The following is a 26,429-nucleotide window of genomic DNA, read 5'->3' as shown; positions in this document are numbered from 1 at the left end:
TAGCTCACTGGTCGAGTCGGCCTGCGCGGAAGATGTAACGGGGCTAAAACCAGGCACCGAAGCCGCGGATTCACGCTTTGCGTGAGTGGTAGGGGAGCGTTCTGTAAGTCTGCGAAGGTGTGTTGTGAAGCATGCTGGAGATATCAGAAGTGCGAATGCTGACATGAGTAACGATAAAGGGGGTGAAAAACCTCCTCGCCGGAAGACCAAGGGTTCCTGTCCAACGTTAATCGGGGCAGGGTGAGTCGGCCCCTAAGGCGAGGCCGAAAGGCGTAGTCGATGGGAAACGGGTTAATATTCCCGTACTGACACACATTGCGATGGGGGGACGGAGAAGGCTAGATGGGCCAGGCGTTGGTTGTCCTGGTGAAAGGGCGTAGGCGGTGACTTTAGGTAAATCCGGAGTTGCAACGCTGAGACCCGAGACGAAGGTACTACGGTACCGAAGTCATTGATGCCCTGCTTCCAGGAAAAGCCTCTAAGCTTCAGATGTGTGTGAACCGTACCCCAAACCGACACAGGTGGTCGGGTAGAGAATACCAAGGCGCTTGAGAGAACTCGGGTGAAGGAACTAGGCAAAATAGTACCGTAACTTCGGGAGAAGGTACGCTGGAGCGGGTGAAGTCCTTCGCGGATGGAGCCTGAGCCAGTCGCAGTGACCAGGTGGCTGGGACTGTTTATCAAAAACACAGCACTCTGCTAACTCGCAAGAGGACGTATAGGGTGTGACACCTGCCCGGTGCCGGAAGGTTAATTGATGGGGTTAGCCGTAAGGTGAAGCTCTTGATCGAAGCCCCGGTAAACGGCGGCCGTAACTATAACGGTCCTAAGGTAGCGAAATTCCTTGTCGGGTAAGTTCCGACCTGCACGAATGGTGTAACCATGGCCACGCTGTCTCCACCCGAGACTCAGTGAAATTGAAATCGCCGTGAAGATGCGGTGTACCCGCGGCTAGACGGAAAGACCCCGTGAACCTTTACTATAGCTTGGCACTGAACATTGACCCTACATGTGTAGGATAGGTGGGAGGCTGTGAAGCGGTGACGCCAGTTGCCGTGGAGCCATCCTTGAAATACCACCCTTGTATGTTTGATGTTCTAACTTGGTCCCCTTATCGGGGATGAGGACAGTGCCTGGTGGGTAGTTTGACTGGGGCGGTCTCCTCCCAAAGTGTAACGGAGGAGCACGAAGGTTGGCTAAGTACGGTCGGACATCGTACGGTTAGTGCAATGGCATAAGCCAGCTTAACTGCGAGACAGACACGTCGAGCAGGTGCGAAAGCAGGTCATAGTGATCCGGTGGTTCTGAATGGAAGGGCCATCGCTCAACGGATAAAAGGTACTCCGGGGATAACAGGCTGATACCGCCCAAGAGTTCATATCGACGGCGGTGTTTGGCACCTCGATGTCGGCTCATCACATCCTGGGGCTGAAGTCGGTCCCAAGGGTATGGCTGTTCGCCATTTAAAGTGGTACGCGAGCTGGGTTCAGAACGTCGTGAGACAGTTCGGTCCCTATCTGCCGTGGGCGTTGGATGATTGAGAGGGGCTGCTCCTAGTACGAGAGGACCGGAGTGGACGAACCTCTGGTGTTCGGGTTGTCACGCCAGTGGCACTGCCCGGTAGCTAAGTTCGGAATCGATAACCGCTGAAAGCATCTAAGCGGGAAGCGAGCCTCGAGATGAGTCATCCCTAGGTACTTGATACCTCTAAAGGGCCGTCCGAGACCAGGACGTTGATAGGCAGGGTGTGGAAGCGCTGTGAGGCGTGCAGCTAACCTGTACTAATGACCCGTGCGGCTTAACCATACAACACCCAAGAAGTGTGAGACCTTGCAGGTCGAGACTACGAATTCATCAAACCGCAGAAAATTGCTCCTGCATTTTCTGCATTCCCGCCATCCTTGGCGGTCGCTTCTTCCGAATTACAGTTTTATGCCTGGCGGCCATAGCGTTGTGGAACCACCTGATTCCATGCCGAACTCAGCAGTGAAACGCAACCGCGCCGATGATAGTGTGGCAGCTGCCATGTGAAAGTAGGTCACTGCCAGGCACCCAATATAGTACTCCTGACTATACAGCTTTATGCGGAGCGGTAGTTCAGTTGGTTAGAATACCGGCCTGTCACGCCGGGGGTCGCGGGTTCGAGTCCCGTCCGCTCCGCCATTACTCAAAACCCCAGCCGATTGGCTGGGGTTTTTTCGTTTTAATCAAAATTATCCCAGTACGGCGGGTTACTGAAGTATCCTTCCATAAAATCGATAAAGCATCTGACCTTGCTGGCCAGCAATTTACGGTGTGCATATACGGCATAAAGACCCATGGGCTCGGGCTCATGTTGCGGCAGCACAACTTTCAGCTTGCCTGCTGCAATGGCGGGGCCGCAAATAAAAGAGGGTTGAATGATAATACCGGCACCTTCTATGGCGGCGCTGACCAGTATTTCTCCATTATTGCTGAGCATGTCACCTGTTTGTTGATATCCAGCCGGTTGTAGCCACTCGTTGATAGAAAAACCGGTGTTGTCTTCCATATAGCTGTAGCGCAGATACCGATGATTTTTTAGTTCATCCGGACTGGAAGGAGTGCCGTGTTTTTCCAGGTAAGCCGGAGCGGCGCACATGATCAGCCTGACCGGAGCTATCAGCTTGGCAATCATGGATGAGCTCTTTAGATGGCCGATGCGCAGCGCTATATCAAAGCCTTCTTCCACAATATCCACTTTTCGGTCGTTCAGTTGCAGGTCGATACTCACCGCCGGATGAGCGCGCTGAAAGCGACAGAGCAAAGGAGCCAGGTGCAAAGTAGCAAAGGATACCGGGGCACTGATGCGCAGTAGCCCCTGTGCATTTTGCTGCAGATCAGTAAGCTGGCTATCCATATCGTCAATATCATCCAGCACTAACTGGGCACGCTGGGCGTAACGGGATCCGGCTTCGGTAAGGTGTATCTTGCGGGTGGTGCGATTGAGCAAGCGTGCACCGAGGTGGTCTTCCAGGCGGGAAACATACTTGCTGACCAGCTGCGGTGACATATTCAGCCGCTCTGCTGCACGGGTAAAACTGCCTTCGGTGACCACGGTAACAAAGGCACGCATAGCATCAATACGGTCCATGGAAGCTCCTGACAAAGTAGACGTCTAATTATCAATGTTATGTTTATAATTAAGCAATGTGAGCAGTATTAATCCCGTCAAAAAGAGATAGTAAAGTGTGCTTACTTCCTAAACATATACTTTCAGGCACACTCATTATTATCTTCATTTGAGGGCATTCCATGAAACGTTCATTAGCACAGAGCTTGTTCAGCAGTAACGGTGGTTATGCTTCATTGGTGCTGCGGATACCCGTCGGGCTGATCCTGGCTGCTCATGGGGCACAAAAGCTGTTTGGCTGGTTTGGTGGCCATGGTCTGGAAGGAACAGGGCAGTGGCTGGCAAGCATTGGTCTGACTCCCGGCTATCTGATGGCAATGCTGGCCGGCAGTGCCGAGTTTTTTGGTGGTATAGCGCTGCTACTGGGCTTGCTGACTTGTCCGGCAGCGCTGGTGTCTGCTTTTACTATGCTGGTGGCAATTTTTTCCGTACATATCGACAATGGCCTGTTTGTGTCCAATAACGGCTACGAATATGCTCTGACATTATTGGCGGCGACACTTGCTCTGGCCATTCAGGGAGCGGGACGGCTCTCGCTGGACGACATAATACTGAAGCATTTCGAGCGTGCAGGAAACGGGTTGCGTACTGATGCATAATCATTCCCGGTCTAAACCCAGCAATAATATTCTCTTTATCTCTCACGGAGGCGGCCCTATGCCGCTGCTGGGAGATCCGGGCCATCAAGAGATGGTGTTTCAGCTCAAGACAATCGCCGGTGCCTTGCCCAGGCCCTCGGCCATACTGGTGATCAGTGCCCATTGGGAAGAGACGGTGCCAACCATTACTTCAGGAGCCAGCCCGTCTCTGATCTACGATTACTTCGGCTTTCCGCCGGAGTCCTATCTCATCGAGTATCCCTGCCCGGGTGAACCTGTGCTGGCGGTGCAGATCCACCAGGCGCTTGAGCAGGCAGGCATTACTGCCCGGCTCGATGAGCACCGGGGGTTTGATCACGGCCTGTTTGTTCCGCTTAAGCTCATGTATCCGGCGGCAGATATTCCGTGTGTTCAGTTGTCACTGGTCACTAGTCTGAATGCAGCTACGCACCTTGCCATCGGACGTGCGTTACAGGCTCTGGAGTGTGAAAATCTGCTGGTGATTGGATCTGGTTTCTCCTTCCATAATATGCGCGCTTTTTTCGCGGCTGATACACCGGACATTCAGGCCGGTAATGCGGCATTTGAATACTGGCTGAAAGAAACCTGCAGCAGTACTGACATAAAGGAGCCGGAACGTGCGGAGCGGCTGGTGCACTGGGAGCATGCGCCCTATGCCCGACTCTGTCACCCCCGGGAAGAGCATCTGCTGCCGCTGCACGTCTGCTACGGGCTGGCAGAAAAGCCCTGTAGTACTCATATTTCTGCGACGATCCTGGGCAAAAAGTCGGGCATTGTATATTGGGGACCGGAATCTCTGGTTTGATCGTCTGCTTAAAGACCTGGCTGAAGCGTAAAAATTACTGTAAAACGTAAATGCAAATTAGTTTTAATTGCATTATAGTGTGGTTGCCTGGTTTTATCACATCAAATGCCATTAAATACTAACGGGTGAAAAATGAAAAAAGATAAGAAAATACAAAAGCTGACAGTAAGTGATTGTTACTCTGTCACACCTCATATGCAGCGCCTTGTATTTACAGTCGATGATATTACCCCTTTCACAGAGTGTAGTGCTGGCCAGTACATCAAACTTATGTTTACTCCACAGGGTAAAACCGATCTGTCTTTACTTGGTGAAGAAGAAAAGCCGGTATTACGAACTTACACCATCAGAAAATTCAGCCCGTTACATCAACAAATCACGGTAGATTTTGTCAAGCATCGGGATCTGCCAGAAAAAACACCCATATCGATTAACAGCGGCGGTTATGGTCATTACTTTGCCCAGCATGCAGCTATTGGTGATACCATTTTCATGGCAGGGCCCGGTATCATAAAGCCCATCAATATGGATGCAGACTGGTTTTTACTGGTTGCTGACATGGCAGCAATTCCTGCATTAAGCGTTGAAATAAACACCTTGCCTGAATGTGCAAAGGGCTATGTTGTATTAGCATTAACATCTGAAGATGATATGCCCGAAATAAATATTCCAGCAGGAGTGAACTTGAAATTATGTATTAAAGGTGAAGAGGAATCACTGGCAAACACAGTAGAAAAACTTGAGTGGTTGCGTGGTCGTCCTTCAGTCTGGTGCGCATGTGAGTTTAATGTCATGAAGGCCATTCGCAGATATATCTCTGACCAGCATAATGTTGAACGTAGTAGATGTTACTTTAGTAGTTACTGGAAGGAAGGTGTTACCGAAGATGGCCACAAGGTATTGAAACGAGAAGACAACGACGCTTTTTATCGTTAAATAATACGGGTGACCTACCTACGTTGTTATAACACGCAACCTGGCTGCGGTAGCTCAGAATATGAAATCATGAGCCATGACTGGCCAGCCTTCCCAGATAAGGCTGCAGCGAAAAGCCCAGCTGTTTGCTGAGCGTCCATTCCTGCTCTTTTAGTGCTTTGGCATTGCCAGGAGCGGGGCTGGTGCCGGCAAATACCACCCAGTTGCCGCTGCTGAGCAGGCAGGAACGTACCTCGCAAAAGTGACGGTCCAGCAGTGCCATAAACTCGTCACTCTGATGACAGTCCCAGCAGTTCAGCACCAGCCAGCCGCCGGTTTTAAGCTGGTGTCGGCAGTTTTCGATAAACTCCGCCGAGAACTGCTCGCCTTCTGCATCATCAGCGTTATACAAGTCACTGAAGATCACATCCAGTTTTTTACCCTTGTACTCCCGCATAAAAGCAAAGGCATCGGCCTGATGCAGCTGCAGACGTTTGCCCTGAGGCAACTGAAAATAACGCTGAGCAGCCTCAATCACACCGGGGCGCAGTTCAACTACCTGCTGTTTCAAACCAGCCACGCCTGCATGCAGGCAACTGTTCAGGGTACCGGCACCCAGCCCCAGAGTCAGTGTCTGCCTGGGAGTATTAAATAACAGTACCAATAGCATGGCTCTTACATATTCCAGCTGTGGCACATGAGGTTCACTTCTGCTCCAGCTGCTCTGAGCATCCGGGCCGCCAAAGTTAAGGGTGCGCACACCGTCAGATTCCAGCACGCGAATTGGTCCGAATTCATCATGAGCAGTGAAAATTTCCTGCGGCATCGCTATCTCTCTGGCATAACAAAAAATAAAAAGCCCCGGCTGAGAGACTGGGGCCTGAAAAATACGGAAGGGTATTCAGTCCAGCAGCGCCTGCGCAATTTGCTGCCACTCATCTTTGGTGGAGCAATTGGGGCGTTTTTTACCGGCACGGCCATACCAGTAATCGGCATTCCACAGCACGCCTTCCACATGGTGCAGATAGGCATGAACCCAGGCAGAGGGCTGATCACTGTTATCGCGAATGCATTCGTGGGCATCTTCCCACCGGTCGTTGGCATCCAGCCACAGTGCGGTGAGAGCATCAGACAGGCCGACCGGCGGCTGAGGCTGGTTAAGAGAAGCGTGAAAGGCCTTGAAGTTCATTGATGGCTCCCTGCAGGTTAACTGAAACTTTTGATAATGATCACAGTTTACCATAACGAAGCCGTCTAAAAACTCGCAAGCGGGCATCTGAATATTATTGAGTATTTACCATGGTGAACTCCTGGCCCAGCCGGCGAAAAGCATTCAGCACCAGACCATTATCCCGGACTTCCAGATAATGCAGGTTACCGTCGGCATTCAGCACCAGGGTGAGCTGCTGGCCAGCCTGCAGCCGGCTTAGCGGCTTGTAAGAAGGCTCTGCCTGCACCAGGGCGATCAGCTCCTTGCCGGGCAGCTGCCAACTGCGGAACAGAGCGGATAGCGTTTCTCCGGGTGCCAGTGTGTGATCAATACGTTTGCCGCCAGTGGGCACATCTATCACCCGTTTGTCGGCATCACTCAAGGGCACCGCCAAGCGACCGGTAACAGGGGCATCCGGGGTTGCCGGAGCCGGTTGCCAGACAAACAACCCCAGCCAGGCGGGAAGCAGGATCAGCAGACCCGCCTTATGAACGCGAGGCAAGCGACCCAGAGCGTTCAGCAGCCGCCCCAGGCCTTTGCGGGCAGGCAGTGTAAATTGGTTAAAGCGCGCTCCCAAAGAGTGGCGCTGTTGATGTTTGGCGGCGCTTTTTGATCTGGACATAGTTTCCTCCCCTCGCGGCCACAAGTGTATCCAGCGCCCTGTAACTCCACAAGATAGCGGCACCGCTTCTTTACAAAAGCCGGCGTTGCAGACAGGGTGCTGCGACAAGGCGTTTCACCCCATGCCTTGCGGGTGCTAAAATAGCCGCCATTTCATTTTCAGCTCTTATTTAACCAAGGCAGACAGAATGACAGTTAAAACACGGTTCGCCCCCAGTCCAACCGGCTTTCTTCACGTAGGTGGTGCCCGCACCGCTCTGTATTCCTGGCTTTATGCCCGTCATCAGCAGGGCGAGTTTGTGCTGCGCATTGAAGACACGGATCTGGAGCGCTCCACCCAGGAAGCCATTGACGCCATTCTGGAAGGCATGAACTGGCTGGGCCTGAGCTGGGATGAGGGCCCCTATTACCAGACCAAGCGTTTTGACCGCTATAACCAGCTGATTGATCAGCTGCTGGAGCAAGGTAAGGCTTATAAGTGCTACTGCTCCAAAGAGCGGCTGGAAAGCCTGCGCGAGCAGCAAATGGCTGCCGGTGAAAAGCCCCGCTACGACGGCACCTGTCGTCATGGTGAGCACCAGCATGCTGCCGATGCGCCTTATGTTGTTCGTTTTGCCAACCCCACCGAAGGCAGTGTGGTCTTTGACGATCATGTACGCGGTTGCATAGAGATTGCCAACGATCAGCTGGATGATCTCATTATCCGCCGTACCGACGGTGCACCTACCTATAACTTCTGTGTGGTGGTAGACGACTGGGATATGGAAATTACCCATGTGGTACGCGGTGAAGATCACATCAACAACACACCGCGCCAGATCAATATCTATAAAGCGCTGGGTGCTCCTGTGCCGGAGTTTGCTCATGTGTCCATGATCCTGGGTGATGACGGTGCCAAGCTGTCCAAGCGCCATGGCGCGGTAAGCGTGATGCAGTATCGTGACGACGGTTATCTGCCTCAGGCCCTGCTGAACTATCTGGTGCGTCTGGGCTGGTCTCACGGCGATCAGGAGATCTTTACTCTTGATGAAATGATCTCGCTGTTCTCGCTCAATGCCATCAGCAAATCGGCGTCTGCCTTTAATACCGATAAGCTGCTGTGGCTGAACCAGCACTATATGAAAACCCTGCCTGCGGCGGAGGTGGCCGGTCATCTTGAATGGCACATGCAGGATCAGGGAATAGATATGACTCAAGGTCCGGCGCTGACCGACCTGATTGGCCTGTATGCCGAGCGTTGCCATACCCTGAAGGAGCTGGCCGGACAAAGCCGCTATTTGTTTGAAGACTTCAGCGAGTTTGATGCGGCGGCCGCCAAAAAGCACCTGCGCCCGGTAGCCGCCGAGCCGCTGCAGCTGGCCCGCACCAAACTGGCAGCCCTGACCGACTGGCAGGCGGCATCGATCCATGAAGTGATCAATGCGGTGGCGGCCGAGCTGGATCTTGGCATGGGCAAGGTAGGTATGCCGCTGCGGGTGGCGGTAACCGGTATTGGTCAGTCACCAGCCATTGATGGCGTGATGGCGCTGCTGAGCAAAGACAAGGTTCTGGCCCGCATCGACATGGCACTGGCCTTTATTGCCGAGCGTGCTCAAGGGTAATACATAGCTTGAAGCGAAAAGCCTGAAGCTGGAAGAAAAACGGCGTTGCCTGCAGGTAACGCCGTTTTCACAATCCTCAATCCTAAATTCCGCCAAAATGAATAATTACTGAACGCTTTGTTCAAAAATCATCTGTTTGCACTAATTTTTCTAATTGCCTGTTGACTCTGAACAGCGCTGTGCCTATTATGCGCCTCGCTCGCAGGGACAAGATTCCTGCAACGACTTGTGCGGGGCTATAGCTCAGCTGGGAGAGCGCTTGCATGGCATGCAAGAGGTCCGCGGTTCGATCCCGCGTAGCTCCACCAATCAAGTCAGAGCAGTTTCTGCCAAATGGGGTTATAGCTCAGCTGGGAGAGCGCTTGCATGGCATGCAAGAGGTCCGCGGTTCGATCCCGCGTAGCTCCACCAGGCGGTAGAAACAAACACCAGTAAAACAGTATTGTTTTGGGGCTATAGCTCAGCTGGGAGAGCGCTTGCATGGCATGCAAGAGGTCCGCGGTTCGATCCCGCGTAGCTCCACCAAAACAATCTGACCCAATTCGGGGCTATAGCTCAGCTGGGAGAGCGCTTGCATGGCATGCAAGAGGTCCGCGGTTCGATCCCGCGTAGCTCCACCAAATTTTAAAAAGCCGCAGTTACCATACTGCGGCTTTTTTCGTTCTGGCCTTTTTCTATTCAACTGCGCACAATAAAACAAACTCGTACGAGACTGTTTTTATGGAGCACTTCAATTCTATTTTTGAGCGAGCCTGCGCCCGTCATGGCGGCGAAACCATGCTGCGCCGGCTGATCGCCACTCCCGCCTTCAGCCCCGATGAACTAGCCGCCATTCCCGATGATCGCTGGCTGTCTTCCTTTACCATGAGCCTGTTTCAGTCGGGCTTTGTGTGGAAAGTGATCAGAGACAAATGGCCGGACTTTGAGCGGGCCTTCTTTGGGTTTGACCCTCATAAAATGCTGCTGTTGGATGAACATCACCTGGAGCGGCTCAATAACGACGCCAGCATAGTGCGCCATGCGAAGAAGATTGCCGCTGTGCCGGTCAATGCTCAAATGATACTGGATCTGGGCCGGGATCACGGCGGCTTTGGCGCTTTTGTGGCCGCCTGGCCCAAAGACGATGTGGTAGGGCTGTGGCAGCACATTCGCAAGCACAGCAAACTGCTGGGCGGCAATATCGCCCCTTATGCCTTGCGCCGGCTGGGAGCAGAGACTTTTGTATTTACCGGTGATGTCAGCGCTTATCTGCAGCATCACGGTGTGGTAGATGCGGCGTTAAGCTCCAAAAAAGGCATGAATCAGGCTCAGGCCGCTTTTAACACCTGGCGCGAGCAAAGCGGCCTGAATTTAGGCGAAATCAGCAAGACCATCGCCTTTTCCATCGGTTAACGACAAGGGTTAAAGATAAGGCGCAAGAAACTCGTCTACTTGCTCGGCAATCAATGGCTGTGCCTCGGCAGTGGGATGAATACCGTCATCCATCATCATGCCGTTTTGGCCAATCAGCGGTGCCACAAAAAACGGCAGCAGAGGCACTTGCTGCTGCGTAGCCAGGCGGCTGAACAGGCTTTCAAACTGCTGCAGATAACGGCGGCCATAATTGGGTGGCAGCTGAATATCGGTCAGCACCACCCGGGCACCGGCGTTGTTGGCCAGCGTGATCAGCTGCGCAAGATTGCGTTCAATCAAATCCGGGGGCAGGCCGCGCAGGCCATCATTGCCACCCAGCTCCAGCAAGACCAGGCTGGGCTGATGGCGCTGCAGCAGAGGTGGCAACCGCTGCAGCCCCCCTTGAGTGGTTTCGCCGCTGACGCTGGCATTAACCACGGTCACGTTCCGGCCCTGTTGCTGCCACTTTTCAGCCAGCAAATGAGGCCAGGCCTGATCAGCCCGCATGCGGTAGCCGGCACTCAGGCTGTCGCCCAGAATAAGCAGGGTGTCGGCCAGCACTGCCGGCGACCCCCAAAAAATCAACAGCACAAGGATTCGCAGCATGACAACCTTATCTCCCATTATTCGTGTGGTGGATCTCGAGCACAGGGTCAGCCTGGGCGACGAGCATATAACCATCCTTAAAGGTGTGAATCTGGAAGTCAAGGCCGGCCAGCGTCTGGCACTGGTGGGGGCCTCAGGCTCGGGCAAGTCTACGCTGCTGGGGCTGCTGGCGGGGCTGGACAGCGCCAGCCGGGGAGAAGTGCATATTGCCGGCCAGCCCCTGCACCAGCTTGATGAAGAGCAGCGGGCGGCGCTCAGGGCCAGACACATCGGCTTTGTGTTTCAGTCGTTTTTGCTGCTGCCCACTTTAACTGCCCTGGAAAACGTCATGCTGCCGGCGGAGCTGAAGGGCGACAGTGGTAACCGCAAGCGGGCCATGGCGTTGCTGGAGCAGGTGGGTCTGGGTAACCGGGTGCGGCATTTTCCGGCTCAGCTGTCAGGTGGCGAGCAGCAGAGGGTGGCCATTGCCCGGGCCTTTATGACACAGCCCGATATTCTGTTGGCCGACGAACCGACGGGTAACCTGGATCAGCAAACCGGTGCCCGCATTATCGAGCTGTTGTTTGAGCTTAACCGTCAGCATGGCACCACCCTAGTGATGGTCACGCACGACGAATCTCTGGCCAGCCGCTGTGAGCGCCGTTTGCTGATGACCGCGGGTCAGCTGGAGGAGCAGCATGGCTAGTCTGGGATGGGGACTGATCAAACGGGAAATAGCCAGCGGCCCGCTGCGGCTGTTTGTGCTGGCGCTGGCCCTGTGTGTAGCCAGTATTCTCAGCGTCACTTTGGTGGCCGACCGGCTTAACGGTGCCCTGCAGGTATCAGGACGGGATTACATTGCCGCCGACAGAGTGCTGGCGGGCAGCCGGGCCGCCGAGTCTGAGTGGCTGAGCGAAGCCGAAGAACGCGGCCTGCAGGTGTCACAGGGGCAATCGTTCAACAGTGTGCTGTTTGCCAATGAGCAATTGCAGCTGGCCAGCATTCGCGCCGTGGATAACGCCTTTCCGTTTTATGGCGATCTGGTGCTGGCACCAGCGGGCAAGGTGAGGCCTGGCAATATCTGGCTGTCGGCCCGGCTGCTGGCGTTGTTGCAGGTCAGCCCGGGAGACAGGGTGGAGCTGGGCAATCTTGAGCTGACCGTGGCCGGTGAGCTGGTGAGCGAGCCGGATCAGGGCTTTTCACCGTTTTTGCTGGCACCCAGAGCCCTGATGCATCTGGATGACGTGGCCGCCACCGGCATTTTTATGGAAGGCAGCCGCAGCCGTTACCGTTATCTGTTCAAGGGGGAAGACAACATCCTCAATGAATACGCTGACTGGCTGGAACCACAATTGCAGCAAGGGCAGAACTGGCGCGGCCCCGACAATGCCGACACCCCCGTGGCCCGCTCCATTACCCGGGCTGAGCAGTTTTTTCGGCTGGCCTCACTGATTGGTGTGCTGCTGGGCATTCTGGCCATGGCCATTGCGCTGGGTTACTTCTCCCGCCGTGAGCAGGACCGCATTGCCCTGCTGAAAACCCTGGGAGCAGGGCGGCAGTCATTGCTGCGCTGGCTGGCGCGGCTGCTGAGCGGGCTGATGTTGCTGGGGGCAACACTTGGTGCTGCGGTGGGCTATGGCGTGCACCAGCTGATTTTGCTGGCGCTGGGGGATGCTCTGGCGGTGCCCTTGCCACCGCCTTCGCTCACGCCCTTCCTGGTGGCCGGCGGCCTGGCGTTGCTCACCACGGTTATGCTTTCTGTGGTGCCCATGCTGCGGCTGTTAAAAGTGCCGCCGCTCAGAGTGCTGCGCAACGAGGCCGAGGCATATATTTCACCCTGGCTCAGCGGTGGTATTCTGCTGGCAGGCACAGTGGCATTAAGCTGGCTGTTTGCCGGCAGTCTGGGCCTGGCCGCCGGTTTATTGCTTGGGCTGCTGGCGCTGGCGCTGTTGCTGGGCGGATTGTGCCGGGGCTTGCTGGCACTGGCGCGCCTGCCCAAAGGCAGCGTGGCGTTCCGGCTGGCATTAAGCCGGCTTAATCGTGCCCGGCTGGCCACGCTGCTGCAGTTTGGTGGTGTGGCGATGGCGCTGTTTCTGGCCAGCCTGTTATGGGTAGTGCGCGGCGAGCTGACCGAGGGCTTTCTGGCCCGCCTGCCCGCCGACACTCATAACCGTTTTTTAATTAATATTGCCGATTATCAGCTGGATCCGGTACGTCAGATCCTGAACGATAACGGCCTGGACTCATCTCGCTTTTATCCCATCGTACGCGGGCGGCTGGTGCAGGTGAACGGTGTGCCGGTGGCTGAAATTAACAGCGAGCGCGGCGGTGGTCTGGGCCGGGAGCTGAACCTGACCTGGAGTGACCAAATACCCGAAGGTAACCGCATTATCAGCGGACAGTGGTCACAGGCTGAAGGTGGTGTTTCGGTAGAAAGCGACCTGGCCGAGCGGCTGGGGCTGACGCTGGGAGATACCCTCAGCCTGGATCTGGCCGGCCAGCAGGTGTCTGCTGAAGTACGCAATATTCGCGAAGTAGACTGGGACAGCATGAAACCCAACTTCTATCTGGTGCTCAGCCCCGACGTACTGGCGGATTATCCCGCCGCCTGGATGGCGAGTTTTTATCTGCCTGAGCGCCAGAAAGCGGTGGAAGTAGAGCTGATCCGTGCCTTTCCCACCATGACAGTGTTTGATGTGGAAGCTCTGCTGCAGCAGCTGCGCACCATACTGGCGCAGGTGAGTCAGGCGCTGCTGGTCATCATGGCGCTGGTGACCGGTGCCAGCCTGCTGGTGCTGCTGGCGCAGGTGGAAGCTACCCTGGAAAGCCGCCGCCGCGAGCTGGTATTGCTGCGCACGCTGGGGGCCAGCAACCGGGTGATTCGTGCCTCATTACGCTGGGAGTGGCTGGGGGCGGGTCTGGTGGCCGGGCTGGCGGCGGCGCTGGCGGTAGAGCTATGTGTGGCTGTGCTGCTGCCCTGGTGGCTTGATCTGCCCTGGCAGCCTCATCCGCGCTTATGGCTGGCGCTGCCGGGGCTGGGAGCCGTGCTTTTGCTGATCACCGGCCGCGCCGGCGGCCTGCTCAGCGGCACCCTGATGAACCGGCTGCGGCAATGGGGGTGACCCTGCGGGGAGCTGTAAGTCGGAAGCTGGATGCTTGAAGCTGGAAGTTTAAATCAAAACATTGTCACTCCGGTACTGAACCAAGTTCAGCATGACGGTCCCGGAGTCTAAGTCAGAAACACATTTATCTGCAGAAAGATTCCGGCTCGGAGGCCGGAATGACGAGGGGGGTGTGGCCGGAATGACGAGGGGGTGTGGCCGGAATGACGAGGGGGTGTGGCCGGAATGACGAGTAATTTGGGCCGGAATGGCGTTGGTTTTAACCTACCGCCTTGGTGCGCTCAGGGTTTCTTTCAGCGCCTTGTCGAGGGTGGGGTAGCGGAAATGAAAGCCGGCCTGTTGCAGCCGCACCGGCATGACCCGCTGGCCGGTCAGCAGCAGATCCGCCATTTCACCAAACAGCAGCTTCATGGCCCAGGCGGGAATACGGGCAAAATGGGGCTTGCTCAGGTTTGCCGCCAGACTTTTGCTGAACTGAGCATTGGTTACCGGCTCGGGGGCGGTGGCATTAAAGGCCCCGCTGCATTCCTCGTGTTCCAGTAAAAACAAAATCAGATTCACCACGTCTTCAATGTGGATCCACGACATATATTGCTTGCCCGAGCCAATGGGGCCGCCCAGGCCAAAACGGTAGCTGGGCAGCATTTTTACCAGAGCTCCGCCTTCGGCCCCCAGCACCACGCCCAGACGAATACAACAGACCCGGGTCTGCTCGGTGTCTGCCCGTCTGGCCAGCTCTTCCCATCTGGCACAGACGTCATGGCTGAACTCGGGATGAGGGTGAGTGTCTTCGTCCACCAGGGTGTCGCCCTGGCGGCCGTAAAAGCCCACTGCCGAACCGCTGATCAGCACTCCGGGCGGATTGCTGCCGGCGCGTAGTTTTTCTACCAGCTGCTCGGTAATTTGCCAGCGGCTTTGGCAAATGCGCTCTTTCTGCGCCGGACTCCAGCGCTTGTCGGCAATGGGCTCCCCGGCCAGGTTAATAACCGCATCAAAGCGGTCGAGATCGGGCAAATCATCAAGAGAAGAGAGGGCTTCAATATCGTGCCCCAAACGTTGATACACCTTATTGGGTGAACGGCTCAGCACCGACACCTGATGGTGCGGACGCAGGTGGCTCATCAGGCGGCTGCCTACAAAGCCGGTTCCTCCGGTAAGCAGTATCTTCATCACAGGCTCCTTCAAAAGGCGGGGCCGGCAGGCCCCGCAAAGACAAGGTTATCCACATTATCTGTGAGTAAGTCTGTAGATTATCTTGCCTGATAAGGATAGTTCTTTGATCTTTATAAAAAAATCAAAGACGCACAGGGATCCGTCAGGATCACTTCAGTGCGGCCAGAGCGCCGTCATAGTCGGGCTCGTTGGTCAGTTCGGGCACACGCTCAACGTGAGTGACCTTGCCGTCTTCGTCAATACATACCACGGCACGGGCAGACAGACCACGCAGGGCACCGTCGCTCAGGGCCACGCCATAGTCGGCCAGAAAATCAGTGTGACGGAAGGCTGAAGCCACCTGTACGTTTTCCAGACCTTCGGCAGCACAGAAGCGGCTGGCGGCAAAAGGCAGATCCATGGACACACACAGCACCTGAGTGTTGTTCAGGCCGGCGGCCTTTTCGTTAAAGGTGCGCACGCTGGTGGCGCACACACCGGTGTCGATGCTGGGGAAGATGTTCAGCAGCACTTTTTTGCCTTTGAAGTCACCCAGCTTGATATCGCTCAAATCGGCACCGGTCAGGGTGAAGTCGGGGGCCGCCTGGCCAACGGTGGGCAGCTGGCCGGAAACGGCAACGGAATTACCCTGAAAAGTTACGGAAGACATTGAGACTCTCCTGATGATTGCGGGTTGTTGGTGATTAGTTATCAGTATGAGTGACTAAGGTAGCAGTTTTCCTGTGCTGAAACAGCTTTTTATCCACCTGATAACGCCCCTGTTTATGTAGGGTTATGACCCTCGTCAACGCTTTTGTCATCCTTTGTTAGTAGAGTGGTCAAATGACTCTTTCATTTCAGGGAAATACGGTGCGTACTCTTCATCTGGATGTGGCCATTATCGGGGCCGGCGGGGCCGGGCTGCGGGCGGCCATTGCCGCCGCCGAAGCCAACCCGGCCCTTAACATCGGGCTGTTGTCCAAGGTCTATCCCATGCGTTCGCACACAGTGGCGGCGGAAGGCGGCGCTGCCGCCGTGGTGCGTGACGACGACAGCCTGCAACAGCATTTTGACGACACCGTCTCGGGCGGCGACTGGCTGTGCGAGCAGGACGTGGTGACGTTCTTTGTGGAACGCTGCCCGGAAGAAATGACGCGCATGGAGCACTGGGGCTGCCCCTGGAGCCGCAAACCCGACGGCAGCGTTAATGTGCGCCGTTTTGGCGGCATGAAGGTAGAGCGCACCTGGTTTGCCGCCGATAAAACCGGCTTTCATATGCTGCACACCCTGTTTCAGACCTCGATCAAATACTCGCAAATTCAGCGCTTTGACGAGTTCTTTGTGCTTGACCTGCTGGTAGAAGCAGGCCGGGTGCGCGGGCTGGTGGCGCTGCACCTGGCCGAAGGGGAGCCGGTGCTGATTCGTGCCAATGCGGTGGTGATGGCCACCGGCGGCGGTGCCCGCGTGTTTCGCTACAACACCAATGGCGGCATTGTCACCGGCGACGGCATGGCCATGGCGTATCGTCATGGGGCCGCGCTGCGGGACATGGAGTTTGTGCAATACCATCCCACCGGCCTGCCCGGCTCCGGCATATTAATGACCGAAGGCTGCCGGGGCGAGGGCGGTGTGCTGCTCAATCGCCACGGCTACCGCTATTTGCAGGACTATGGTCTGGGGCCGGAAACCCCCCTGGGTGAGCCCAAAAACAAGCACATGGAGCTGGGTCCGCGAGACAAAGTCTCTCAGGCGTTCTGGCACGAGCTGCAACAGGGTAACACCATTACCCATGCGCTGGGCGAGGTGGTACACCTCGATCTGCGCCATCTCGGTGAGCAAAAAATCAAAGAGCGACTGCCCTTTATTCGTGAGCTGGCCAAGGCTTATGTGAATGTGGATCCGGTGCATGAGCCCATTCCCATTCGGCCCACGGCTCACTACACCATGGGCGGCATAGAGGTCGATAAACATAGTCATTCTGCAATCTATGGCCTGTTTGCCGCCGGCGAATGCGCGTCCAGCGGCATTCATGGTGCCAACCGGCTGGGCTCCAACTCGCTGGCAGAGCTGCTGGTATTTGGCCGTGAAGCCGGCGAAGGGGCGGCCCGGCTGGCGGCCGAAAACAGCGGCGGCAATGACGCAGCCATACAAGAGCAGGCCCGTGCCGTGGTGGCTGGGCTGGACAAGCTCAGAGGCCAGCGCGGCACAGAGCGGCTGGCAGACATTCGCAACGAGCTGGGCCGGGTAATGGAAGACGGCTGTGGCATTTACCGGGACGCCACCGGCATGCAGGCAGCGGTGAACAAAGTCGGCGAGCTGAAAGCCCGCTATCAGTACCTTAACCTGACCGACAGCAGCCGGGTGTTTAACACCGAGCTGGTCTCGGCGGTAGAACTGGGCTTTTGCCTGGATGTGGCCGAGGCCATGGCCCACAGCGCGCTGGCGCGCACAGAGTCGCGCGGGGCGCATCAGCGGCTGGATGACCCTTGCCGAGAGCGCAATGACGAGCAATTCCTCAAGCATACTCAGGCTTTTTATCAGGCCGGTGCCGCGCCGCGTATTGATTACAGCCCGGTCAGGATCACCACTTCATCACCGGCCAAACGGGTATACGGTGCCGCTGCCGAGCAGGAGAAAACATAGTGAGCCAACTGAAAACCCTGAACATATTGCGTTACCGGCCCGAGCAGGACGAGGCGCCGCATTTTGAGCCGTTTCAAGTGCCCTGGGACGACACTACCTCGGTGCTGGATGCGCTCAACTATATCAAGGACGAGCTCGATGCCAGCCTCAGTTATCGCTGGTCCTGCCGCATGGCCATCTGCGGCTCCTGTGGCTTTATGATCAACGGCGTGCCAACGCTCGGCTGCAAAACCTTTTTGCGCGACTTTGACGAGCTGACCATAGCGCCGCTGGAGCACTACCCCATAGAGCGGGATCTGGTGGTGGATATGGCGCCCTTTGTGGAGCGGCTGGAAGCGGTCAAGCCCTACATTATCGGCAACGATCGTCAGGTGGAAGACGGCCCTAATGTGCAGACCCCGGCCGAGATGAGCGCCTATCATGCGCTGTCTCAGTGCATTAACTGCGGCCTCTGTTATGCCGCCTGCCCGCAGGTGGGACTGCGTCCGGGCTTTGTGGGGCCGGCCGCCATCGCGCTGGCCCGCCGTTATAACCTGGATAGCCGGGATAACGGCAAGAAAGAGCGCATGGCGCTGCTGAACGGTGAAGACGGCGTCTGGGGTTGCACCTTTGTGGGGTACTGCTCGGAAGTGTGCCCCAAAGAGGTAGACCCGGCGGCGGCAGTAAACCAGGGCAAAATCGACTCCGGCATCAGCTATCTGCTGGCGGCCTTAAGGCGGGAATAAGGAGCAGTTATGAGTGCACGCAAACCCTATCACAGACCCATGCCGGCAGGCTGGTGGCGGCAAAAGGCCCCTTACCGGCTGTATATGCTGCGGGAAGCCACGGTATTGCCCTTAACCTTTTTCTGCCTGTGTTTGCTGGCGGGATTATGGTCGCTGGGGCAGGGCGCTGCAGCCTGGGAAAGCTGGCTGGGCTTTATGGCCAGTCCGCTGGTGCTGGCGCTGAATGCTCTGGCGCTGGCGGCCAGCTTGTTTCACGCCGCTACCTTTTTTCTGATGATGCCCAGAGTCATGCCGGTAAAACTGGCGGGCAAGCCGCTGCCGGTGATCAGGGTGGCGCTGGTGCAGTGGGCCATCACGGCGGGCATCAGTCTGTTTGCGCTGTTGTGGTTGCTGGAGGTGATATGAAACCCATCAATTCAAACCCCAAACGCTCGGAAGAGCCCATCTGGTGGAGCCTGTTCGGTGCCGGCGGCAGCTGGTTTGCCATGCTCACCCCCGTTACTGTGCTGCTGGTGGGTATTCTGGTACCGCTTGGGATAATAGACGCCAGCACGCTCAGCTATGAACGCATGCAGGGAGTGGCGGCCGGCTGGCTGGGCAAGGCAGTGATTGCCGGCTCCATTATTTTGCCGCTGTGGCATGCCATGCACCGCATTCACCATGGCATTCACGACCTGGGTGTAAACGCCGGCCTGGCCGGCAAGGTGGTGTGCTACGGCTTTGCGGCGCTGGTGTCGGTGGTCACTCTGGGATTGCTGGTGTTGTAGAAAGATTCCGGCTCGAAGGCCGGAATGACGGCAAGAAGTCACAACTCGCGAATAAACGACTTATCCAGCTGCTTAAAAGCAGTGTTCAGGGTCTCGCCCAGCTCAAAGTAGCGGGGGCGGGACACTGGCTCACTGATGCGGCCGCCGGCAGCAGTTATTTTCTCATGGATCTGCAGATACCATTCTCTGAGTGACGGCGGTAACCGGGTATCGGCCCGCTTGCCCAGCCAGTAATAACCCTGCATGGGCAGGCTGGCCAGGAACAACGCCGAAGCGACCACGCTTGGCCAGTAGTGGGGGGCACCAAACTGAAACTGCAGCATCAGGCTGAGAGTGATAAGCGCCGGCATGGTTTTAATACCAAAGCGGGTAGCAGCAATAATCCGGCTTTCCGGGAACATGGCGGCCAGCCTGCGTTCCTGGGGCCAGATAGTCGAATACTCCTGACCACGATGCAGAGTGCGAGTAAAGGGACTCATAAGTCCTCCGGCAACAACGATTCAGTGTAGCTAAGTTGCAAAACAACGACTAGGTCAAAAAAACAGCGGCAACTGTCAGTTATTTTACCACAGACAAAAGGTTAATATTTTCCATCATGGCTGCCGGCTACAATGCCTGCCCTGTAACGGAAGACACACGGCCCGACCGCCCGTTGGTAAAGCCCTTTTCTCAAGGATAGAGTGAAAGTGATTTTTATTGCCCGGTTTTTATAACGGGCAAGATGTTTTCGCAACTCCGAAAGAAAGGATTTCCAATGAGTAACGATCTGGTCCTGGTGCTTAACTGTGGCAGCTCTTCTCTTAAGTTTGCCATTCTGGATGCCGCCAGCGGCAATGAGCAGCTGTCGGGACTGGCCGAATGCTTCTATCTGCCTGATGCCCGCATCAAGTGGAAACTGAACGGTGAAAAAGGCGAAGCCGGGCTGGGTGCCGGTGCTGCACACCAGCAGGCGCTGGACTTTATTGTAAACCAGCTGCTCAACCCCAACCCGGGGCTGCTGCAGGGGCTGGTGGCGGTGGGCCACAGAGTGGTGCACGGCGGCGAGCGCTTCACCCGCTCGGCGCTGATCACCGACGAGGTCATCAAAGGCATTGAAGACTGTGCCAGTCTGGCTCCGCTGCACAACCCGGCGCATCTGGTGGGGATTCACTCGGCGATGGCGTCTTTCCCCAACCTGCCTCAGGTAGCGGTATTTGACACTGCCTTTCATCAGACCATGCCCGAGCAGGCTTACCTCTATGCCATTCCGCACCGGCTTTATCGCGAGCATGGCATTCGCCGCTACGGCATGCATGGTACCAGCCACTACTTTATTACCCAGGAAACCGCCAAAGTACTGAATAAACCGGTTAACGAGCTGAATATTATCAGCTGCCACCTGGGTAACGGTGCTTCCGTGTGTGCGGTGAAAAATGGTGAATCGGTAGATACCTCCATGGGCCTGACGCCGCTGGAAGGCCTGGCGATGGGCACTCGCAGCGGCGATATCGACCCGGCCATTATTTTTCATCTGCACGATGCCCTGGGCTACAGCGTGGAAAGCATTAATACCCTGCTGACCAAAGAATCTGGCCTGCTGGGGTTAACCGAAATCAGCAGTGACTGTCGCTTTGCGGTAGAAAACTATCATCAGTTGCCGGCCGCCAAACGGGCGCTGGATATCTTTGCCTATCGCCTGGCCAAATACATTGCCGGCTACACCTGTGCCCTTGATGGCCGGCTGGATGCCATTGTGTTTACCGGTGGCATTGGCGAAAACGCCGCCACGGTGCGCGCGCTGACCCTGTCCAAACTGGCACTGCTGGGTGTGGAAGTAGATGCCGACGCCAACCGCGATGCCTGCCTGGGCCGGGCGGGGCGCATCAGCACCAGTAACAGCCTGCCGGTGTGGGTGCTGCCCACCAATGAAGAATGGGTGATTGCCAAAGACGCACTTGCCCTGTCACAACAAGAGGAAAACCAATGACCAGAACCATCATGCTGGTGCCTGTCAGCAGTGGTGTGGGTGCCACCTCGGTAAGCCTGGGGATGGTGCGCGCCATGGAGCGCAACGGCGTTAACGTCAGCTTTTTCAAACCGGTCTCCCAGCCTCGAAACCGCCGCAAAATACAGGATCATTCCACTGCTGTGGTGGCCAATGGCACCAACCTGACGCCGCCCGAGCCCTTTGCCCTCAGCTATGCCGAAAGCATGATCTCGGCGGGCAATCTGGATGTATTACTGGAAGAAATTGTGGCCCGCTTTGAAAAGCACGTGACCGAAAGCGCTGCCGAAGTGGTGGTGGTAGAAGGGCTTATTCCTACCGACAAACAGCCCTTTGCTACCCGCATTAACTACGATATCGCCAAGGCGCTGGACGCCGACATGGTGTTTATTGCCCAGCCCGGCAGCGACAGCAGCCAATATTTAAAAGAGCGGCTGGAGCTGGCCTGCGCCAACTTTGGTGGTGTGCTCAACAAGCGTATTGTGGGTTGCATCATCAACAAGGTAGGGGCACCGGTTGACGAGCAGGGCAACACCCGGCCCGATCTGACCGAAATGTTCAACCCCAACTACAAGGGCGATCATGTTACTGCCAACCTGGAAGTGCTGCAGGTGTTTGGCAAAACGCCCCTGCGCATTCTGGGCTGCATTCCCTGGAATACTCAGCTGGTGGCTCCCCGTGCGGTGGATCTGGCCCGTCACCTCAATGCCACCATTATTAACGAAGGCGCGCTTAATACCCGCCGCCTGCAAAGTGTGACCTTCTGCGCCCGCGCGCTGCACAACATGGTGCATCACTTTAAACCGGGCAGCCTGCTGGTGGCCTCGGGTGACCGCTCCGATGTAATTGTGTCTGTGTGTCTGGCGGCCATGAACGGCGTTAAAATCGGCGCGCTGCTGCTGACCGGCAGCTATCACCCCGAGCCTCAGATCATGGCGCTGTGCCAGCGTGCCATTGAAACCGGCCTGCCCATTCTGATGGTGAACACCAACACATGGCAAACCGCCGTCAGCCTACAGCATTTCAACCTGGAAATTCCGGTAGACGACGCCGGCCGCATTGAAGCGGTGCAGGACTATGTGGCCGGCCATATCGACAAGCACTGGATAGAGTCGTTGTCGGCCAAGTCGGCCCGCAGCCGCCGGCTCAGCCCGCCGGCGTTCCGCTATCAGCTTACCGAGCTGGCCCGCCGCGCCGCCAAGCGCATTGTGCTGCCGGAAGGCGAAGAGCCGCGCACCATCAAGGCCGCGGCCATCTGTGCCGAGCGCGGCATTGCCCGCCCTGTGCTGCTGGGCAACCCGGAAGAAGTGCTGCGCATTGCCGCTCAGCAGGGCGTGGTGCTGGATGAAAAGGTCGACATTGTTGATCCGGAAGAAGTACGGGAAAACTATGTAGAACGGCTGGTCGAGCTGCGCAAGAGCAAGGGCATTACCGAAATTGTGGCCCGTGAGCAGTTGCAGGACAACGTGGTGCTGGGCACCATGATGCTGGAACGCGATGAAGTGGACGGTCTGGTGTCCGGTGCTGTTAATACCACGGCCAACACCATACGACCGCCGCTGCAAATTATTAAAACCGCGCCGGGCTGCTCGCTGGTGTCGTCTGTATTCTTTATGCTGCTGCCGGATCAGGTGCTGGTATATGGCGACTGTGCCATCAATCCGGATCCTACCGCCGAGCAGCTGGCAGAGATTGCCATTCAGTCGGCAGAGTCGGCCCGTGCCTTTGGCATAGAGCCCAGGGTGGCCATGATCTCCTACTCCACAGGTAGCTCAGGCACGGGTGCCGATGTGGAAAAAGTGCGGGAAGCCACGCGTCTGGCTCAGGATAAGCGCCCGGATCTGGTGATTGACGGCCCGCTGCAGTATGACGCCGCCATTATGGAAAATGTGGCCAAGTCCAAAGCGCCCGATTCACCGGTAGCGGGCAAGGCCACCGTGTTTATTTTCCCGGATCTGAATACCGGCAACACCACCTACAAGGCGGTGCAGCGGTCAGCTCAGCTGGTGTCCATTGGCCCCATGCTGCAGGGCATGCGCAAACCAGTAAACGATCTGTCCCGCGGTGCTCTGGTAGACGACATTGTCTATACCATAGCGCTGACTGCCATTCAGGCCGGGCAGCACAGCAACGGCTGATACAAAAATCCCGGCGCAAGGCCGGGATTTTTATTGATGCAGGTGAGCCATTTACTTGCTCTTGATACCCAGTATTTTATACAGCGGGCAAAAGTTCACAAAAGCGGTGATCAGCGGAATCACGCCAATCCAGCCCCAGGGCGTCTGTGGCCCCACAAACACCGTGGCTATCAGGGCCAGGCCCACCACAATACGAATGACCTTATCGATACTGCCCACGTTCTTTTCCATCACAGCTCCTTTAATTAGCATTTTCTAATTAATAATGGCGCATTTTCATTCGCCCTGCAAGCCGGCACGCCTTGCAAATTACTGCACGATTGGCGAGGCTGGACCTTTACCCCGTACCGAGAGTCATGATTGATGAACTTTTTATCCCAGCCGCTGCAAAGCCTGCCCGAGCCAGACTGGCAACAGGTGCAGGCCATTCCTGTTGTAGATAATGGTGATCCGCTGGTACCACTGGGGTTGGTGCCGCCGCCGCTGCGGGTGTATCCGGCCTATTTTCACCTGGGGGTGCCCGGTGCGCTGACCGAATGCTATGTGCGCCGCTCGGTATTACACCGGCTGCAACAGGCCGCCACGCTGCTGCCCTCAGGCACCGAACTGGTAGTACTGGACGGCTGGCGGCCGTTTCGTGTGCAGGAATATTTGTTTGAAACCCTCACAGATGCGCTCAAGCGGCGCTTTCCCGATGAAGACGATCAGCACCTGCTGGCCCGGGCCCGGCACTTTGTGTCTGTGCCAAGTCAGGATGAAAACGCGCCCAGCCCGCACCTGACCGGCGGTGCCGTGGATGTGTGCCTGTGCGACGGCAACGGCCAGCTGCTGAACATGGGCACCGCCTTTGATGACATTACCCCCTGGTCTTATACCGCCGCCTTTGAGGGAGTGGTTAAACCCGGAGCTGCCGAAGCAGAAGTGATTGAAAACCGCCGTCTGCTGCACAGCTGCATGACCCGCGCCGGCTTTACCAATCTGCCCAGCGAATGGTGGCACTACGACTACGGCACCCAAAACTGGGCCTGGTACAGCCAGCAGCCGGCGGCGCTGTTTGGCGCTGTGCAGCAGCACAGCCTGGCCGAACGCTGGCGCATGCAGGTGGATGCCGGCAACCGCTAGTCTGTTTTAAAGTGTGATTTCTGCTACAAATTCACACATTGGCCCGAGTGCAGGGCCAATGTTTCCTTTGCCCGTTTTCCGCACACTAACCCCAGGCCGCTCAGTTAAGCATAAACAGTGTAAAATGCTTAACCTTCTAAAAAATAAAACATATTCCATTGTTTCAAAACGGGCGGCGGTTTTCCGTTCAGCTTCAGTCATATCACTTTATAAATGGCAGGATTAACTCCAATTAAAATTATTGATGGTGTTACCTACTTGTTATAAAACCAATTGCGGAGTAATTTTCCTGCACTCGCCGGGTGCTCCAAGTGAATGGCCCGCAGCCGGCGAACAACTCAGGATGATGTACTGCCAAAAAGGAAATGTTCATGAGCGAACTGGTCAATACCATCAATGGCTATATCTGGAGCCTGCCCCTTATCTATTTGTGTTTGGGCGTGGGCCTGTATTTCTCTCTTCGCACCCGCTTTCTGCAGGTGCGCCACATCAAGGAAATGATCCGGCTGATGTTTCAGGGCGGCACCTCGGCGGCGGGCATCAGCTCGTTTCAGGCGCTGGCGCTGTCGTTGTCGGGCCGGGTAGGCACGGGCAACATTGCCGGTGTGGCCACTGCCATTACCTTTGGCGGCCCGGGTGCCGTGTTCTGGATGTGGGTGGTGGCCTTTTTAGGCTCGGGCACCGCCTTTGTCGAGTCGGCACTGGCGCAAATCTACAAAGAAAAAGACGACAACGGCCTCTATCGTGGCGGCCCCGCTTTTTACATTGAAAAGGGCCTGGGCATTAAATGGTATGCCTGGGTATTTGCCATCTCCACCGTGCTGGCTTGCGGCATGCTGCTGCCCGGCGTGCAGGCCAACAGCATTGCCTCCGGCATTGAAAACGCCTTTGGCATTCCCACTACCGTCTCGGCGGCCATTGTGGTGGTGCTGCTGGGGCTGATCATCTTTGGTGGCGTAAAGCGTATTGCTCACTTCACCCAGATAGTGGTGCCCTTTATGGCACTGGGCTACATTCTGGTGGCCTTTGTGATCCTGGTGCTGAACATTGGCCAGGTGCCGGAAGTCGTTAGTTTGATTGTGGGCAGCGCCTTTGGCATGAAGGCCGGCTTTGGTGCCATTCTGGGCCTGGCCATTGAATGGGGCGTGAAACGCGGCATCTATTCCAACGAAGCCGGTCAGGGCACTGGCCCTCACGCCGCCGCGGCGGCGGAAGTATCTCACCCGGCCAAGCAGGGCCTGGTGCAAAGCTTCTCGGTATACATAGATACCCTGTTTGTGTGCTCCGCCACTGCCTTTATGATCATCATTACCGGAGCCTACAACGTCATGGGCAAGGCCGGCGAGGCCATTGTAGAGCAGCTGCCCGGCGTGGAAGCCGGCCCCGGTTACACCCAGGCGGCGGTAGAGGCGGTCATGCCCGGCTTTGGTGGCATTTTTGTGGCGGTGGCGCTGTTCTTCTTCGCCTTTACCACCATTCTGGCTTACTACTACATTGCCGAAACCAACGTGGCTTATATCAACCGTAAGGTACACCGCCCCTGGCTGATGTTTGTGCTCAAGCTGGTGCTGATGGCGTCTGTGGTATACGGCTCGGTAAAAACCGCCGATCTGGCCTGGGGCCTGGGTGACATTGGCGTGGGGCTGATGGCCTGGCTCAACATTATTGCCATTCTGCTGCTGCAAAAGCCCGCTCTGCTGGCGCTGAAAGACTATGAAGCGCAAAAGGCACAGGGGCTGGATCCTACCTTTGATCCGGAAAAGCTCGGCATTAAAAACGCCGATCACTGGGTAAACAAGGGCAAGCTTTCTCAGGCGGCACCTGCGCCGGATGCTCCTGAGTTAAAACCGCAGCCCGAGCGCTGATCACAAACCAC

24 protein-coding genes, 5 tRNA genes and 2 rRNA genes (1 of these 31 cut by a window edge) are annotated in these 26,429 nt (G+C 56.4%); 22 read left to right on the top strand and 9 right to left on the bottom strand.

The genetic code is table 11. The features are described from left to right. From N2M06_RS12455 to N2M06_RS12445, 3 genes are all read left to right on the top strand, one after another. Positions 1 to 1,806: ribosomal RNA gene (locus N2M06_RS12455) — 23S ribosomal RNA — on the top strand; it begins 1,083 nt to the left of the window's first position. Between the two features lie 129 nt (positions 1,807 to 1,935). Further along, positions 1,936 to 2,050 (top strand): 5S ribosomal RNA (gene rrf / locus N2M06_RS12450). A 36-nt stretch (positions 2,051 to 2,086) separates the two neighbouring features. Beyond that, a tRNA-Asp gene (locus tag N2M06_RS12445) sits at positions 2,087 to 2,163 on the top strand. 40 nt (positions 2,164 to 2,203) lie between these two features. Here the strand turns inward: N2M06_RS12445 and N2M06_RS12440 are convergent. Continuing rightward, positions 2,204 to 3,112: a LysR family transcriptional regulator gene (locus N2M06_RS12440; RefSeq protein ID WP_346350921.1), complete on the bottom strand. Its 909-nt coding sequence runs from the start codon at positions 3,110 to 3,112 to the stop codon at positions 2,204 to 2,206. A 161-nt stretch (positions 3,113 to 3,273) separates the two neighbouring features. Between N2M06_RS12440 and N2M06_RS12435 the strand changes: the two genes are divergently transcribed. From N2M06_RS12435 to N2M06_RS12425, 3 genes are all read left to right on the top strand, one after another. Next, positions 3,274 to 3,750, top strand: a complete 477-nt coding sequence (locus N2M06_RS12435) for a DoxX family protein (RefSeq protein ID WP_346350920.1) — start codon at positions 3,274 to 3,276, stop codon at positions 3,748 to 3,750. After that, entirely contained in the window at positions 3,743 to 4,576 is an 834-nt protein-coding gene (locus N2M06_RS12430) for a class III extradiol ring-cleavage dioxygenase (RefSeq protein WP_346350919.1), read from the top strand. The genes N2M06_RS12435 and N2M06_RS12430 overlap by 8 nt, the downstream gene beginning before the upstream one ends. Before the next feature lie 132 nt (positions 4,577 to 4,708). Then, complete coding sequence (locus tag N2M06_RS12425) at positions 4,709 to 5,512, top strand: siderophore-interacting protein (RefSeq protein ID WP_346350918.1); 804 nt, start codon at positions 4,709 to 4,711, stop codon at positions 5,510 to 5,512. A gap of 67 nt (positions 5,513 to 5,579) precedes the next feature. On the opposite strand, the gene N2M06_RS12420 is transcribed toward N2M06_RS12425, so the two are convergent. The 3 genes from N2M06_RS12420 to N2M06_RS12410 all read right to left on the bottom strand — a co-directional run bounded on the left by N2M06_RS12420 (position 5,580) and on the right by N2M06_RS12410 (position 7,323). Further along, positions 5,580 to 6,317, bottom strand: a complete 738-nt coding sequence (locus tag N2M06_RS12420; RefSeq protein ID WP_346350917.1) for a spermine synthase — start codon at positions 6,315 to 6,317, stop codon at positions 5,580 to 5,582. A gap of 75 nt (positions 6,318 to 6,392) precedes the next feature. Further along, complete coding sequence (locus N2M06_RS12415; protein ID WP_346350916.1) at positions 6,393 to 6,680, bottom strand: hypothetical protein; 288 nt, start codon at positions 6,678 to 6,680, stop codon at positions 6,393 to 6,395. 94 nt (positions 6,681 to 6,774) lie between these two features. Further along, on the bottom strand, positions 6,775 to 7,323 hold the full coding sequence (locus N2M06_RS12410) for a LysM-like peptidoglycan-binding domain-containing protein (RefSeq protein WP_317075772.1): 549 nt from the start codon (positions 7,321 to 7,323) through the stop codon (positions 6,775 to 6,777). A 187-nt stretch (positions 7,324 to 7,510) separates the two neighbouring features. Between N2M06_RS12410 and gltX the strand changes: the two genes are divergently transcribed. The 6 genes from gltX to N2M06_RS12380 all read left to right on the top strand — a co-directional run bounded on the left by gltX (position 7,511) and on the right by N2M06_RS12380 (position 10,315). Next, the gene (gene gltX, locus N2M06_RS12405; protein WP_346350915.1) at positions 7,511 to 8,923 is read left to right on the top strand and encodes a glutamate--tRNA ligase; all 1,413 of its coding nucleotides are present in this window, start codon (positions 7,511 to 7,513) and stop codon (positions 8,921 to 8,923) included. Positions 8,924 to 9,155: 232 nt separating this feature from the next. Then, positions 9,156 to 9,231: transfer RNA gene (locus tag N2M06_RS12400), tRNA-Ala, on the top strand. A gap of 27 nt (positions 9,232 to 9,258) precedes the next feature. Then, positions 9,259 to 9,334: transfer RNA gene (locus tag N2M06_RS12395), tRNA-Ala, on the top strand. Positions 9,335 to 9,372: 38 nt separating this feature from the next. After that, a tRNA-Ala gene (locus N2M06_RS12390) sits at positions 9,373 to 9,448 on the top strand. A gap of 19 nt (positions 9,449 to 9,467) precedes the next feature. Continuing rightward, a tRNA-Ala gene (locus N2M06_RS12385) sits at positions 9,468 to 9,543 on the top strand. Between the two features lie 100 nt (positions 9,544 to 9,643). Further along, entirely contained in the window at positions 9,644 to 10,315 is a 672-nt protein-coding gene (locus N2M06_RS12380; RefSeq protein WP_317075773.1) for a DNA-3-methyladenine glycosylase I, read from the top strand. A gap of 9 nt (positions 10,316 to 10,324) precedes the next feature. On the opposite strand, the gene N2M06_RS12375 is transcribed toward N2M06_RS12380, so the two are convergent. Next, positions 10,325 to 10,921, bottom strand: a complete 597-nt coding sequence (locus N2M06_RS12375) for an arylesterase (RefSeq protein ID WP_346350914.1) — start codon at positions 10,919 to 10,921, stop codon at positions 10,325 to 10,327. Here N2M06_RS12375 and N2M06_RS12370 point away from each other — a divergent pair. Continuing rightward, a complete protein-coding gene (locus N2M06_RS12370; protein ID WP_346350913.1) occupies positions 10,920 to 11,606 on the top strand; it encodes an ABC transporter ATP-binding protein in 687 nt (228 codons plus the stop codon). The two genes, N2M06_RS12375 and N2M06_RS12370, sit on opposite strands and share 2 nt — an antisense overlap. Next, the gene (locus N2M06_RS12365; RefSeq protein ID WP_346350912.1) at positions 11,599 to 14,022 is read left to right on the top strand and encodes an FtsX-like permease family protein; all 2,424 of its coding nucleotides are present in this window, start codon (positions 11,599 to 11,601) and stop codon (positions 14,020 to 14,022) included. Before N2M06_RS12370 ends, N2M06_RS12365 begins: the two co-directional genes overlap by 8 nt. Positions 14,023 to 14,286: 264 nt before the next feature. On the opposite strand, the gene N2M06_RS12360 is transcribed toward N2M06_RS12365, so the two are convergent. Both N2M06_RS12360 and tpx read right to left on the bottom strand, forming a co-directional pair. Then, entirely contained in the window at positions 14,287 to 15,192 is a 906-nt protein-coding gene (locus tag N2M06_RS12360; RefSeq protein WP_346350911.1) for a TIGR01777 family oxidoreductase, read from the bottom strand. Positions 15,193 to 15,343: 151 nt separating this feature from the next. Beyond that, positions 15,344 to 15,844: a thiol peroxidase gene (gene tpx / locus N2M06_RS12355; protein WP_019935887.1), complete on the bottom strand. Its 501-nt coding sequence runs from the start codon at positions 15,842 to 15,844 to the stop codon at positions 15,344 to 15,346. A 173-nt stretch (positions 15,845 to 16,017) separates the two neighbouring features. Between tpx and frdA the strand changes: the two genes are divergently transcribed. From frdA to frdD, 4 genes are read left to right on the top strand one after another with little or no spacing between them, the layout of a single operon-like run. Beyond that, positions 16,018 to 17,817: a fumarate reductase (quinol) flavoprotein subunit gene (frdA, locus tag N2M06_RS12350; protein ID WP_346350910.1), complete on the top strand. Its 1,800-nt coding sequence runs from the start codon at positions 16,018 to 16,020 to the stop codon at positions 17,815 to 17,817. Beyond that, positions 17,817 to 18,542 (top strand): succinate dehydrogenase/fumarate reductase iron-sulfur subunit, encoded by a 726-nt coding sequence (locus tag N2M06_RS12345; protein ID WP_346350909.1) that lies wholly within the window; start codon positions 17,817 to 17,819, stop codon positions 18,540 to 18,542. The genes frdA and N2M06_RS12345 overlap by 1 nt, the downstream gene beginning before the upstream one ends. 9 nt (positions 18,543 to 18,551) lie before the next feature. After that, positions 18,552 to 18,947: a fumarate reductase subunit C gene (locus N2M06_RS12340; RefSeq protein ID WP_346350908.1), complete on the top strand. Its 396-nt coding sequence runs from the start codon at positions 18,552 to 18,554 to the stop codon at positions 18,945 to 18,947. Then, complete coding sequence (gene frdD / locus N2M06_RS12335) at positions 18,944 to 19,309, top strand: fumarate reductase subunit FrdD (protein ID WP_346350907.1); 366 nt, start codon at positions 18,944 to 18,946, stop codon at positions 19,307 to 19,309. Before N2M06_RS12340 ends, frdD begins: the two co-directional genes overlap by 4 nt. Positions 19,310 to 19,347: 38 nt before the next feature. Here frdD and yfbV read toward each other — a convergent pair whose 3' ends face one another. Next, entirely contained in the window at positions 19,348 to 19,788 is a 441-nt protein-coding gene (yfbV, locus tag N2M06_RS12330; protein ID WP_346350906.1) for a terminus macrodomain insulation protein YfbV, read from the bottom strand. A gap of 275 nt (positions 19,789 to 20,063) precedes the next feature. Here yfbV and N2M06_RS12325 point away from each other — a divergent pair, with 275 nt between their 5' ends. Next, on the top strand, positions 20,064 to 21,275 hold the full coding sequence (locus N2M06_RS12325) for an acetate kinase (RefSeq protein ID WP_346350905.1): 1,212 nt from the start codon (positions 20,064 to 20,066) through the stop codon (positions 21,273 to 21,275). After that, positions 21,272 to 23,431 carry a phosphate acetyltransferase gene (gene pta, locus N2M06_RS12320; protein WP_346350904.1) on the top strand — a complete coding sequence of 720 codons (2,160 nt, stop codon included), beginning with the start codon at positions 21,272 to 21,274 and terminating at the stop codon, positions 23,429 to 23,431. The genes N2M06_RS12325 and pta overlap by 4 nt, the downstream gene beginning before the upstream one ends. A 51-nt stretch (positions 23,432 to 23,482) precedes the next feature. Here pta and N2M06_RS12315 read toward each other — a convergent pair whose 3' ends face one another. After that, complete coding sequence (locus N2M06_RS12315) at positions 23,483 to 23,662, bottom strand: DUF2892 domain-containing protein (protein ID WP_346350903.1); 180 nt, start codon at positions 23,660 to 23,662, stop codon at positions 23,483 to 23,485. Between the two features lie 132 nt (positions 23,663 to 23,794). Between N2M06_RS12315 and N2M06_RS12310 the strand changes: the two genes are divergently transcribed. Continuing rightward, complete coding sequence (locus tag N2M06_RS12310; protein ID WP_346350902.1) at positions 23,795 to 24,553, top strand: M15 family metallopeptidase; 759 nt, start codon at positions 23,795 to 23,797, stop codon at positions 24,551 to 24,553. Positions 24,554 to 24,924: 371 nt separating this feature from the next. Then, positions 24,925 to 26,418 carry an alanine/glycine:cation symporter family protein gene (locus N2M06_RS12305; protein WP_346350901.1) on the top strand — a complete coding sequence of 498 codons (1,494 nt, stop codon included), beginning with the start codon at positions 24,925 to 24,927 and terminating at the stop codon, positions 26,416 to 26,418. Positions 26,419 to 26,429: the final 11 nt, after the last annotated feature.

Source organism: Oceanimonas sp. AH20CE76, from assembly GCF_039654065.1.
GTDB lineage: Bacteria > Pseudomonadota > Gammaproteobacteria > Enterobacterales > Aeromonadaceae > Oceanimonas > Oceanimonas smirnovii.
Note: the sequence above shows the minus strand (reverse complement) of the source record. Positions and strands in the feature narration are given on the sequence as shown.